The organism is Pseudonocardia endophytica (genome assembly GCF_004339565.1).
Classification (GTDB): domain Bacteria; phylum Actinomycetota; class Actinomycetes; order Mycobacteriales; family Pseudonocardiaceae; genus Pseudonocardia; species Pseudonocardia endophytica.
This window is the reverse complement of record NZ_SMFZ01000002.1, coordinates 2,785,890-2,797,687: the sequence shown is the minus strand read 5'-3', so window position 1 is coordinate 2,797,687 and position 11,798 is coordinate 2,785,890. Positions and strand designations below refer to the sequence as shown.

Sequence of the window (11,798 nt, the reverse complement as noted above, 5' to 3'; positions counted from 1 at the left end):
CTCCTGTTTGGTAGAGGAACTAGCGTACGGCCGCACCCGCATCGACCGGCAACGCCACCCCGGTCACGTACCGCGCCTCGTCGCTGGACAGGAACAGCACCGCGTTCGCGATGTCCACCGGGTCGACCCATGGCACCGGCATCGCGTTCAGCGATCGGAACCCGTCCATCGCCTTCTCCTGCGTCGGCTCCGGGTCCCCCGGCGCGAACATCCCCCACGTACCCGGGTTCTGGATCATGTGGGTGTCCACGTTGGTCGGATGCACGGTGTTCACCCGGATCCGGTCGCCGCCCAGCTCGTTCGCCATCGTGCGCATCAGCCCGACGAGACCGTGCTTGGCGGACACGTAGTGCGCCACCCCCATGATCCCCTTCAGCCCGCCGATCGAGCTGGTGAACACCATCGACCCGCCGCCGCGGGCCCGCAGGTGCGGCACCGCCGCGACGGCCGTGTGCCAGACGCCGGTCAGGTTGACGTCGAGCATCGTGCGCCACATGTCCTCGGTGATGTCCGTGGCGGCACCGTAGGTGGCGATCCCGGCGTTCGCGACGACGGCGTCCAGGCCCCCGAGCTGCGTGACGCCCTCGTCCAGCGCGGCGGCCAGTGCGTCCGGGGAACGGACGTCGGCGACCCTGGCCACGATCCGGCGGTCGAGACGCTCCACCTCCGCGACCGTCTCGTCCAGGTCCTCGCGGGTCGGGAGCGGGTACTTGTCGACGGTGTCGATCGGCGCGCAGGCGTCGACGGCGATCACGTCGGCGCCCTCCTGCGCCAGCCGGACCGCGTGTGCCCGGCCCTGCCCGCGGGCCGCGCCGGTCACGAGCGCGACCTTGCCCTCCATGCGGCGGTGCGTCCCGGTCGGCGCGCTCATCGGATCGTCCATCCCGCGTCGACCGGCAGCATCACGCCGGTGACGTAGCGGGCCTCGTCGCTGGCCAGCCACAGCACGGCGTTCGAGATGTCCACCGGCTCCACCCAGGGGATCGGCAGGGCGTGCAACGACTCGTAGAGCGGCGCGGCGGCCTCGCGCGTCGGATTCTCCGGCGAGAACAGCCCCCATGTCTTCTCGTTCATGATCATGTCGGTGTCCACTCCGGTGGGGTGCACGGTGTTCACCCGGACGCCCTGCTCCGCGAACTCGTTGGCCAGCGTCCGCATGACCCCGACGATCCCGTGCTTGGTCGCCGTGTAGTGCACCGTGTTCGGCGTTCCCTTGATCCCGGCGGTCGAGCTGGTGATCACGATCGAGCCGCCCCCGTTCGCGACGAGGTGCGGCAGCGCCGCCCGGCACGTGTTCCACACGCCGGTCAGGTTGACGTCCAGCATGGTCTGCCACATCGCGTCGGTGATCTCGAGCGCCGGAGCGATCTCGAACACGCCCGCGTTGGCGCACACCACGTCCAGCGCGCCCAGGGAGGACACGCCGGCATCCACCGCGGCCCCCAGCGCGGCGGAGTCCCGGACGTCGGCGACGTGCGACACGATCCGCCGGTCCAGGTCCTCGACCTGACGGACGGTCTCCGCGAGGTCCTCTTCGGACGACGGCCCGTACATCTCGATCGTGTCGACCGGCCCGCACAGGTCGACGGCGATGATGTCGGCGCCCTCCCGTGCCAGGCGCAGCGCGTGGCTGCGCCCCTGGTTCCGGGCCGCGCCGGTGACCAGCGCGACCTTCCCCTCCATCCGTCCCATCAGACCCCCTGGATCATCTTCGTCTCGAGGTACGGCTCTATGCCCTCGACACCGCCCTCACGTCCGAGCCCGGACTGCTTGAACCCGCCGAACGGCTGCGTCACGCACATCGAGGCGTCGTTGACGAAGATCTGCCCGGTCCGCACCCGCCGCGCGACGTGCTCGCCCAGCTCGCGGTCGTCGGTGTAGACGGCTCCGGACAGCCCGTACTCCGAGTCGTTGGCGATCCTGATGGCGTGCTCGACGTCGTCGTACGGGATCACCGTCAGGACCGGGCCGAAGATCTCCTCCTGGGCGATCCGCATGCTGTTGTCCGCGTTCGCGAACAGGGTCGGCTCGACGTACCAGCCCCTGTCGATCCCCTGCGGACGGCCGCCGCCCGTGACGAGCGTGGCGCCCTCGTCGATGCCGGCCCTGATGTAGCCCTCGACGCGGTCACGCTGGCGCTCGGCGGCCAGCGGGCCGATCACGGTGCCCTCCTCGCAGGGGTCGCCGACCTTCAACGACGACAGCACGCCCGCCGCGGCCTCGACGAGCTCGTCGTGGCGCTTGCGGGACACCAGGATCCGGGTGATCGCGGCGCACACCTGACCGGAGTGGCCGAACCCGGCGGGCAGCAGCGAGCCGAGCACGCGGTCGAGCGGGATGTCGTCGCACACGATGCCGGCGCTCTTGCCGCCGAGCTCGAGCGTGACGCGGGCGATCCGGTCGCCGCACAGGCTCATCACCCGTCGACCGGCCGCCGTCGACCCGGTGAACGACACCTTGTCGACGCCCGGGTGGGTCACCAGGTGCTCGCCGACCTCCCGTCCGGCGGGCAGCACCGACACCACGCCCTCCGGCAGGCCCGCCGCCTCCAGCGCCTCGGCCAGGATCAGCGTGCTGACCGGGCCCTCCGGTGCCGGCTTGAGCACCACCGGGCAGCCCGCGGCCAGCGCGGGCGACAGCTTCAGCGACGCCGTCGCGACCGGTCCGTTCCAGGGGATGATCGTCCCCACCACGCCGACCGGCTCACGCACGATCAGCGCCGAGCCGCCGTCCCAGTCGCGGCGCTCCTCGAACGCGACCCGCTCGTGCAGCGTGGCGGCGTCGTCCCACATCGCGGTCGCGTTGCCGTGGAACGCCTGCGAGATGATCGACGGCGCGCCGATCTCCGCGGTGAACGACGCGACCATCTCCGGGATCCGCTTCTGCACCTCCGCCCCGATGCGCCGCAGGACCTCGCCGCGCTCGGCCGGGCTCATCCGGGGCCACGGGCCCTCGTCGAACGCCTTCCGCGCGGCCGCGACGGCGGCGTCGACGTCGGCCGCGGACGCCTCCGGGACGGTGGCCAGGTGCTCCTCGGTGACCGGGGAGACGACGTCGATGACGTTCGACGACGCCGGTTCGACCCAGCGGCCCCCGACGAACAGCTTGTCGAACGAACGGACGGCGGGTGCGGTCGTGGTCATCAGGGCTCCTGTGCCTGGAGGAAGACGATCGGGTCGAACCACTCGGCCACCTGCGTGAGGCGGCCGTCGCGCACGGAGAACCGGGCGATGTAGTCGTTGCGGTACGGCTTGCCGGTGGACAGCATCGTGCAGTCGCTGCGGTACTCCGCGACGAACTCGCCGGGCTCCTCGAGCGCCCAGATCACCTCATCGTGGAAGCCGGGCGGGGTGATCAGCTGCGGGAACCCGGAGTACAGCGCGACGGCGTTCTCCCGCCCCTCGGTGCGTTTCGGCACCGGGTCCGGCGCGTACGGCAGCCGGACCACGACGTCGTCGGCGAACAGGTCGTTCAGCGCCTCGACGTCCAGCTTGTTCATGATCTCGAGGTAGCGGCGGACCGCGTCGCCCGTCGTGTCGGTCGTGTTCATGCCGCCTCCGCGGGAAGAAGTACGTCGGCGGAGCTCATGCCTCGAACCCCTCCATCTGGGGCGCGGTCAGCGGCGAGATCGCGCGGCCGGAGATCTTCCAGGTGTCCCCGACGCGGCGGTACTCGTCGCGGTTCAGCGCGATCGCCTTGATCGTCGCGCCGTTCTTCGTCGACCCCTCGGAGAACACATAGTTCGTGCCGTGGGCGGAGTCCGGCCCGTCGAACTCCACGATGTGGTTGGTCATGATGTGGAACTGCTCGGCCATCGAGTCCGCATCGGCCTGGAAGAACCCACGGATCTCCTCGGCACCCTCGAACCGCTTGAGCCCCACCGCCGTCGCGTCCCAGTACGCGTCGTCGGTGTAGGCGCTCAGCGCCTCGTCGGGGTCGAACAGGTCGAGCCCGCGCGCGTACAGGAGCGTCGCGTTGATGATCTGCTGGATGTCGGTCGCCCGGTCGCTCACTGGGTCTCCTAGGAGTCGTACATGATCACGCCACGCAGGTTCCTGCCGTCCTGCATGTCCGTGAACGCCTGGTTGATGTCCTCGAGCTTGTAGGTGCGCGTGACCAGCTCGTCGAGCTTCAACGACCCGTTGCGGTAGAGCTCCGCCATCAGCGGGATGTCGTTGCGCGAGTTCGTCGTCCCGTACAGCGAGCCCTGCAGGCGCTTGCCGGACATGGCGAACGTGAACAGGTCGAACTGCACGTCGCGCTGCATGATCGGCGCGGCCGAGGTGAGCACCATGACGCCGCCGCGGCGGGTCATCTCCTGCGCGGGCTGCAGCACGTCCCCGGTCGCGACGCCGACGGTGATGATCACCCGGTCCGCGCCCTGGCCGTTCGTCAGCTGCTCGACGACCTTCGCCGCGTCCTCGTAGGACCCGACGGCGTGTGTCGCGCCGAACTCCTGGGCCTGCTCCTGCTTGAACGACACCGGGTCGACGGCGACGATGTTGCGCGCTCCCTTGTGGACGGCACCCTGCACGGCGTTGATCCCGACGCCGCCGATCCCGACGATCACCACGGTGTCGCCGAGCTGCATGTCCGCCGCGTAGACCGACGAGCCCCACCCGGTCGGCACGCCGCAGCCGATCAGCGCGGCCTTGTCCAGCGGGATGTCCTTCTCGATCCTCACGACGGCGTCCACCGGCACCGTCACGTACGGGCTGAACGTGCCCAGGTAGGACATGCAGCCGACGCCCTGGCCGCGGGCGTGCACCCGGTGCGTGCCGTCCGGCGCGGTGCCGGCGAGCACGCCGTTGCCGAGGTCGCACATGTTGGAGCGGCCGGAGACGCACATCCTGCAGCGCCCGCAGGACGGGAGGAACGACAGCACGACGTGGTCGCCCTCGGCCAGGTCGTGGATCTCGTCACCGACGTCGGTCACCACGCCGGCGCCCTCGTGCCCGCCGAGCACCGGCGCCCACGGGAGCGGGATCACGCCGTCGTCGAGGTGCTGGTCGGAGTGGCAGATCCCGGAGGCGGCGAGCTTGACCGTCACCTCGCGCCGCTTCGGCGGATCGACCTCGATCTCCTCGACGCTCCAGCCGGAGTTCGTCCCCGGCTCCCAGAGCAGGGCGCCTACGGTCTTCATGGATCTCCCCTCAGCTCCGCGGCGATCTGCTCGCGCAGAGGTCCCTTGCGGATCTTGGTGCTGGACATCGGCCACTGGGTCACGAACCGGACGTGGCGCGGGATCTTGAACTTCGCGAGCGTGCCCGCGCAGTGGTCCTGCAGCTCCGCGGCGGTGGCGCTCGCGCCGGAGTGGAGCTGCACGAACGCGGCCGGCACCTCCGTGTAGCGGGGGTCCGGAGCGGCGACGACGGCGACGGTGTGTACGGCCGGGTGCCCCGCCAGCACGGACTCGATCTCCAGCGCGGCCACGTTCTCGCCGCCGACCTTGACCATGTCCTTGATCCGCCCGCGGTAGTGGATGCGCCCGTCGGCGTCCACGAGCCCGAGGTCCCCGGAGGCGAACCAGGTGGCCGAGTCGTGCGGTGACCCGCCCAGGTAGCCGGTGAACAGGCCGGTGCCCCTGGCCAGGATCTCCCCCGGCTCCCCGGTGGGCAGCGGCCCGCGGGTGTCCGGGTCGACGACCGTGAACTCGACACCGGGCAGCGGGTAGCCGTTCGTGCCGAGGCGGATGTCGTCCGGGTCGTCGGGGCTCGTGGTCGCCGCGATGCCGGCCATCTCGCTGCTGCCGTAGGACGTCAGCTGGATGGTCCGGGGTGCGCGGGACTGGATGGCGCGCAACGTGTCCGGTGGTCCGACGTTGAGCATCAACCGGACGCCGCGGAAGCACGCGTCGAACTCGGGGTGGGCGAGCAGCGCGTCCATCACGGTCGGGAAGCAGGTGAACGCGACCGTCACGCGCTCGTCGCGGATCTGGTGCAGCGCTCGTTCGGCGTCCATCCGGCGGTCGGTGACGAACGTGCCGCCCGCGTCCAGGATCGCGAGCAGCGGGTTCACGAACGACAGGTGGAACAGCGGTAGCACGTCCCAGAGGACGTCCTCCGGCCCGACGCGGAACCGGGTCCGCCCGACCGCCCTCCCGGCTTCGACGAGCGTGGCGTGCGTGAGCGGACAGCCGCGCGGGTGCGCCGTCGTGCCGGACGTGTACGGGATCAGCGCGATGTCGTGCGGCTGCGCGAACCGGAACGGCGCAGGCGGGCCGTGGTCGTCGTCGACGCGGACGAAGCCGGGTTCGTCGGCACCGATCACCACCCGCCTGCGCAGTGCGGGCACGCCGTCCGCCGTCGCCAGCCGGGTCAGCTCGACGAGCTCCGCGTCCGGCGTGACGACGACCGTGTCCGCCTGCGAGTCGGCGAGCACGTGCCGGATCTCCGACGGCGTGTAGCGCGTGTTCACCGGGACGCAGGCGACGTTCAGCATCCCGCAGGCGAACAGCATCTCCACGCCGGGCACGCCGTTGGACGCCACGAGCGCGACCCGCCCGTGTTCCTCGACGCCGAGGTCGGCCAAGCGCGCCGCGAGCGCCTCGGCGCCGGTGAGGATCCGGCCCCACGGCGCCCGTTCGTCCGGGGTGACGACGCCGGCGTCCGGGTTCGTGAGCGACGCGACCGTGGCCGTGCGCCGGAGCGTGCCGGGCAGCGTGTGCGCGGCGTCGGTGGTGGTGCGATCCATGCGCGGATCTTCCTGCGCCCGGGTCACCTCCGACCACCGCCGACCGGGCTCCGCCCTCGCAGGCCTTCGTCCCACCTCCGAGGCCGTGCGGGGCGTGCGACGTCCTCGGATCCCCTGCGAGCTGCGGCCGATCCGGGAGCCGCGGGGGTCGGCGCGGTCACGAGCGCACCCCTGCCGCGTGGCGTCCGGCGCGGTAGCCGAACACCATGGCCGGGCCGAGCGTCCCGCCCGCGCCGCCGTAGACCATGCCGGTCGTTCCGGCCATGGCGTTGCCGGCCGCGTACAGGCCGGGGATCGCGCCGCCGGTCACATGCAGCACCTCGCCGTCCACGGTGGTACGCGGTCCGCCCTTCGTGCCCAGGCATCCGGAGTGCACCTCGACGGCGTGGAACGGCGGTTCGAGCAGCGGGCCGAGCGTCGCGCCCGGCCCCGGGTAGTGGTCCAGGTCCCCGTTCCAGCCGTCGTAGGCGGACACGCCACGGCCGAAGTCCGGGTCGGTCCCGTCGACGGCGTGGGCGTTGAACCGCGCGACCGTCGCGGCCAGCGCACCGTCCGGAAGGCCGAGGGCCGCGCCGAGGTCGTCGAGCGTGTCGGCCGTCGTCATCCAGTCCGGTGTGGACGCTCCGGGCGGGACGGACAGGAACCCGTAGCGGCGCAGGTGCGCGGCGTCGACCACGAGCCAGCAGGGCAGGTTCGCGTACCGGAACGACGACACGTCGAACTGATGGAACGCCCCGCCGAGCGCGTTGTAGTTCGCGGCCTCGTTCGTGAACCGCCTGCCCGCGCCATTGACCATGATCGAACCGGGCCGGGTGCGTTCTGGCAGCACGAGCTCGGGACGTTCGGCGCCAGGGATCCGGATCGTCGGCACCCACCACGCCTCGCGCATCGTGCCCAGCTCGGCGCCGGCGGCCATCGCCATCCGCAGCCCGTCGCCGGTGTTCGTCGGGACGGAGGCGGGGTCGGTCATCGGCCCGCGCAGGAACGAGTGGACGAGCCCGCGGTCCCACTCGAACCCGCCGGTGGCGATCACCACGGCGTCGGCCTCGATCACCGACCCGTCGCTCAACCGGACCCCGACGACCCGCCCCACCCCCGAACGAACGGCACCTTCGGGCAATCTCGTTGCCCGAACGGCACCCTCGTTCGGGAGGGAGGTCGGCGCGTGGAGCAGTTCCACGGCGCCCGCGCCGAGGCGGGGCTCGATGCCTCGGTCCAGCAGGTACGAGAGCAGGCCTGCGACCAGGGCGTGGCCGCAGCCCCTCCAGTCCTCGGCCTTGCGTCGAGCGCGGTCCGGTGTGCCCGGTGCCAGGCCGTCACCGCCGCCCAGCCCGACCTCCGTCAGCATCAGCCTCGGCGTGCGCTCCGGCATCACGATCCGGTCCGCCCACTCCCCGAGTGACCCGACGCGGAACAGGTCCGGGTCGTGCGAGCGCCCGCCCTTCGGCTTCCCGCCCGGGTGCTCCGGGTGGTAGTCGGGCAGACCGGGCGCAACGTGGAACCCGACCGGCGTGCGCTCCTGCACCCACGCCAGGAACTCCGGTCCGGTGTCGACGAACGCCTCGGCCAGCGACCGGTCGATCAGCCCGTGCGACAACGAGTCCAGATAGGACAACGCGTCGTCGCGCCCGCCCTCGACGGCGGGGATCCACGTCGTGCCGCCGGACAGCGCCGTCGTCCCGCCGACACGCGAGCCCTTCTCGACGACGGTCACGTCGGCACCGGCGTCCGCCGCCGCGACGGCCGCGACCAGGCCGGCGCCGCCGGTGCCGAGCACGCAGACACGCGTCATACGGAGCGGTCCCGTTCCGCCCAGTACGGCCTGCGCAGGTCGCGCTTGAGGATCTTCCCCGTGGGTGCCTTGGGCAGCGCGTCGACGAACTCCACCGACCGCGGCTTCTGGTACGACGCCAGGTGCTGCCGTGCCGTCGCGACGATCTCCTCGGAGGTGGCCGTCGTCTCCGGCTTGAGCACGACGAACGCCTTCACGCTCTCGCCCCACTCGTCGTCCGGGACCCCGATCACGGCGCACTCCAGCACCGACGGGTGCTGGTTCACCGCCTCCTCGACCTGGACCGAGTAGATGTTCTCGCCGCCCGAGATGATCATGTCCTTCGCGCGGTCGACGATGAAGACGTACGACTCCGAGTCCCAGCAGGCCACGTCGCCGGTCCACATCCAGCCGTCGCGCAGCGTGGCCTTGGTGAGGTCCGGGCGGTTCCAGTAGCCGGTCATGTTGGCCTCGGACCGGATGACGATCTCGCCCGCCGTCACGCCGTCCTTCGGGACCGGGTTGCCGTCCGGGTCGACGATCCGCACGTTCGTCACGAACCCCTCGCGCCCGCACGACTTGAGCCGTTCCGGGTGGATGCCGCGCACGGCGTCCGCGTGGTCCTCCTGGGACAGGAAGCACATCGTCGTGCCCTCGGTCTGCCCGTAGCCCTGGATCAGCGTGCAGGGGAACGAGTCCAGCGCCGCCTTGACCACACTGGACGGCATCGGCCCGCCGCCGTACTGGATGTTGCGCAGCGAGTTCAGGTCGTAGCCGGAGAACCCGGGCACGGCCATCATCCAGTTCAGCATCGTGGTGATGCCGAGGAACGCCGAGACCCGCTCCGCCTCGATGATCTCCAGCGACGACGTGGCCTCGAAGTTCATCAGCACCAGCGGGCAGCCGTGGCGCATGTAGTTCATCGAGAGCACGACCGGGATGTGGTACATCTGCCCGGTCAGCATGTAGACGTCGGTCGCGACGATCCGCTCCGCGACGGTCTGGTTCAGCATCCCGAACGACGTCGACGTGTGCGTGTGCAGCGCGCCCTTCGACTCCCCCGTCGTCCCGCCGGTGTAGAGGATGAAGAACGGGTCCGCGTCGCCGACCTGCGCCGTGGTCTCCGGCTCGCTGTCCGGGCTGCGCGCCAGCAGGTCCTCGTAGGACCCGTCGCCGTCCGCGCCGTACTGCAGCCAGTGCGGCACGTCGACGAGGCGGGCGAGCTCATCGGCGGTCGAGCGCCACTCGTCGGAGCAGATCAGGACCTTCGGGGCACCGTCGTCGACGATCCTCGCCAGCTCGGCCACACCGAGACGCCAGTTCAGCGGCTGCGCGACGAGTCCCGCGCGGCCTGCCGCGTAGTACAGCTCCTGGTATTCGATCGAGTTCTTGGCCAGGATCGCCACCCGGTCGCCGCGCGCGCAGCCCAGCGCGAGCAGGCCGTTGGCCAGCCGGCGCACGCGCCCGTCGAGCTCGCGCCAGCTCATCCGACGCCCGCTCGGGGTGTCGACGATCGCGTCCCGCTCCGGCGTGAGCGCCGCCCACTTCTCCGGGATCCGTCCGATGTTGACCATGACGGCCCAGCCCTCAGTAGGGCAGGTCGAGGTAGACGTGACGCTTCGCGATGTGCCAACCGCCGCCGTCGCGGACGAACTCGTCGCGGTACCAGCCCGAGGAGAGCACCTGGATCGCGCCGTTCTCGATGGAGAGCAGCGTGAGGTTGCTGGTGACCGTCGCGGCGTCCGCCGACTCCGACCACACGGTCAGGTTGGAGACGTTGTGCCGACGCTGGTCGGTCTGCGCGGCAAGGGAGTCCGCATGCAGCTTCCGGATCTGCTCCCGGCCCTCGAACGGGCCGATCGTGTCGCCGTCGCGGCCGATCTGCAGCGTCATCGCGGCCGTCTCGGTGAACTGCGACGCGATGAGGTCGACGTCGTTCTCGTCGTAGCCCCAGGACGCCCGCCCCAGGACGTCCTCGATCTCCGCACGTGCGCTCATGGTGATCTTCCTTCGGATCAGGCGGGGGTGAACGTGAGCCGCAGCTCGGACGGTGCACGGGTGAAGACCCCGTGCTCCGGTGGCGGGGTGCCGTCGGTGAAACGGATGTCCCGCATCGCGTCCAGGAGCTGCGCGATGCCGGTCTCCAGCTCGGTCCTGGCGAGCATCGCGCCGACGCAGAAGTGCCTGCCGAGGCAGAACGCCGTGTGGTTGGCGCCCGCGGTGTAGGCGCGGCCCTGGTCCAGGTCGGACCGGTGGACGTCGAAGGAGTCCGGGTCGGCGTAGCGCTCCGGGTCCCGGTTCGCGGCACCGATCAGGCAGGTGACGGTCGTCCCGGCCTCGACCGTGCCGCCGGACAGCTCCACGTCCTCCGACGGCTGTCGCATGATCATGTGCACCGGCGGCGAGTGGCGCAGCGTCTCGGCGAACGCGGCCGGGATCAACGAGGGGTCGGCCCGGACGGCCTCGAGCTGCTCCGGGTGCGCGACCAGGTTGGACATCAGGCTGGCGATCGCCTTGTCCGTCGTCTCCCCGCCCGCGGTGAGCAGCAGGCTGCAGAACGCCTTGATCTCGTGGTCGGTCATCCGCACGCCGTCGATCTCGGCCGTGCAGAGCGTGGACAGCAGGTCGTCGCCCGGGTTCTCACGACGCGCGGCGATGATCGGGATCATGTAGTCGGAGAACTCGCCCTTGGTGCGGATCCCGTCGGCCATCACGGCCTCGTCGCCGGACAGGTTCGAGAGGAACCCCATGATCGACGTGTACCAGCGGTGGAAGTGCTCGTGGTCGGTCTTCGGCAGCCCGAGCATGTCGACGATGACGTTGATCGGGAACCGGGTCGCGTACCGGTCGACGAGGTCGACCTTCCCGTCGGCGGCGAACGCGTCGATCAGCTCGCGGGAGTTCTGCTCGATCACCGGCACGAACTTCTCGGCGAGCTCGCGACCGCGGAACGCCGGCGCGACGAGGTTGCGGTGCGTGGAGTGCTCGCGGCCTTCCATCTGCAGGATCGTGCGGCCGTGCACCGGTTCGAGCTGCCAGTCGTAGTTGCGGCTGGTGAACACCGGGTCCTTGAACGCCTTCTCGACGTCGGCGTACCGGCTGATCACGTAGCTCTGCATCGGCTCGTACCAGATGAGCGGGTGCTCGTCGCGCATCGTGCGGTACGCCGAGTACGGGTCGGCGGCGAACTCGGGCGACAGGATGTCGGGTGCGGACACGGACCCTCCGGGCTTCGACGTCGGTGTCTAACGGCCGTTTGGTAGCGGCGAGATTAGCATCACACCAGGTGGCCGACAAGCGCCCGCGACCTGCGGATCTTCCGCCCACGCGTAAC

General features: G+C 70.8%; 11 protein-coding genes. All 11 read right to left on the bottom strand.

The genetic code is table 11. From position 1 onward, the window contains the following. Positions 1-19: 19 nt before the first annotated feature. A complete protein-coding gene (locus EV378_RS31835) occupies positions 20-871 on the bottom strand; it encodes a mycofactocin-coupled SDR family oxidoreductase (RefSeq protein WP_132431277.1) in 852 nt (283 codons plus the stop codon). Next, a complete protein-coding gene (locus EV378_RS31830) occupies positions 868-1,692 on the bottom strand; it encodes a mycofactocin-coupled SDR family oxidoreductase (protein ID WP_165922585.1) in 825 nt (274 codons plus the stop codon). Before EV378_RS31830 ends, EV378_RS31835 begins: the two co-directional genes overlap by 4 nt. After that, complete coding sequence (locus EV378_RS31825; protein ID WP_132431273.1) at positions 1,692-3,143, bottom strand: aldehyde dehydrogenase; 1,452 nt, start codon at positions 3,141-3,143, stop codon at positions 1,692-1,694. The genes EV378_RS31830 and EV378_RS31825 overlap by 1 nt, the downstream gene beginning before the upstream one ends. Next, complete coding sequence (locus tag EV378_RS31820) at positions 3,143-3,550, bottom strand: nuclear transport factor 2 family protein (protein ID WP_132431271.1); 408 nt, start codon at positions 3,548-3,550, stop codon at positions 3,143-3,145. The genes EV378_RS31825 and EV378_RS31820 overlap by 1 nt, the downstream gene beginning before the upstream one ends. A gap of 34 nt (positions 3,551-3,584) precedes the next feature. Then, positions 3,585-4,013 carry a nuclear transport factor 2 family protein gene (locus tag EV378_RS31815; protein ID WP_132431269.1) on the bottom strand — a complete coding sequence of 143 codons (429 nt, stop codon included), beginning with the start codon at positions 4,011-4,013 and terminating at the stop codon, positions 3,585-3,587. Between the two features lie 8 nt (positions 4,014-4,021). Continuing rightward, positions 4,022-5,143, bottom strand: coding sequence for an NDMA-dependent alcohol dehydrogenase (locus EV378_RS31810; RefSeq protein ID WP_132431267.1), 1,122 nt, complete (start codon positions 5,141-5,143; stop codon positions 4,022-4,024). Next, positions 5,140-6,693 (bottom strand): class I adenylate-forming enzyme family protein, encoded by a 1,554-nt coding sequence (locus EV378_RS31805; RefSeq protein ID WP_132431265.1) that lies wholly within the window; start codon positions 6,691-6,693, stop codon positions 5,140-5,142. The genes EV378_RS31810 and EV378_RS31805 overlap by 4 nt, the downstream gene beginning before the upstream one ends. 157 nt (positions 6,694-6,850) lie before the next feature. Continuing rightward, positions 6,851-8,485 (bottom strand): FAD-dependent oxidoreductase, encoded by a 1,635-nt coding sequence (locus EV378_RS31800; RefSeq protein ID WP_132431263.1) that lies wholly within the window; start codon positions 8,483-8,485, stop codon positions 6,851-6,853. Next, positions 8,482-10,038, bottom strand: a complete 1,557-nt coding sequence (locus tag EV378_RS31795; RefSeq protein WP_132431261.1) for a class I adenylate-forming enzyme family protein — start codon at positions 10,036-10,038, stop codon at positions 8,482-8,484. Before EV378_RS31795 ends, EV378_RS31800 begins: the two co-directional genes overlap by 4 nt. A gap of 13 nt (positions 10,039-10,051) precedes the next feature. Next, on the bottom strand, positions 10,052-10,462 hold the full coding sequence (locus tag EV378_RS31790; protein ID WP_132431259.1) for a nuclear transport factor 2 family protein: 411 nt from the start codon (positions 10,460-10,462) through the stop codon (positions 10,052-10,054). A gap of 17 nt (positions 10,463-10,479) precedes the next feature. After that, positions 10,480-11,682: a cytochrome P450 gene (locus EV378_RS31785; protein WP_243653857.1), complete on the bottom strand. Its 1,203-nt coding sequence runs from the start codon at positions 11,680-11,682 to the stop codon at positions 10,480-10,482. Positions 11,683-11,798 lie beyond the last annotated feature (116 nt).

Excerpts from the sequence above, each read along its gene's own strand:
- EV378_RS31835 (WP_132431277.1), bottom strand. The coding sequence starts at position 871 with ATGAGCGCGCCGACCGGGACGCACCGCCGCATGGAGGGCAAGGTCGCG.
- EV378_RS31830 (WP_165922585.1), bottom strand. The coding sequence starts at position 1,692 with ATGGGACGGATGGAGGGGAAGGTCGCGCTGGTCACCGGCGCGGCCCGG.
- EV378_RS31825 (WP_132431273.1), bottom strand. The coding sequence starts at position 3,143 with ATGACCACGACCGCACCCGCCGTCCGTTCGTTCGACAAGCTGTTCGTC.
- EV378_RS31820 (WP_132431271.1), bottom strand. The coding sequence starts at position 3,550 with ATGAACACGACCGACACGACGGGCGACGCGGTCCGCCGCTACCTCGAG.
- EV378_RS31810 (WP_132431267.1), bottom strand. The coding sequence starts at position 5,143 with ATGAAGACCGTAGGCGCCCTGCTCTGGGAGCCGGGGACGAACTCCGGC.
- EV378_RS31805 (WP_132431265.1), bottom strand. The coding sequence starts at position 6,693 with ATGGATCGCACCACCACCGACGCCGCGCACACGCTGCCCGGCACGCTC.
- EV378_RS31800 (WP_132431263.1), bottom strand. The coding sequence starts at position 8,485 with ATGACGCGTGTCTGCGTGCTCGGCACCGGCGGCGCCGGCCTGGTCGCG.
- EV378_RS31795 (WP_132431261.1), bottom strand. The coding sequence starts at position 10,038 with ATGGTCAACATCGGACGGATCCCGGAGAAGTGGGCGGCGCTCACGCCG.
- EV378_RS31790 (WP_132431259.1), bottom strand. The coding sequence starts at position 10,462 with ATGAGCGCACGTGCGGAGATCGAGGACGTCCTGGGGCGGGCGTCCTGG.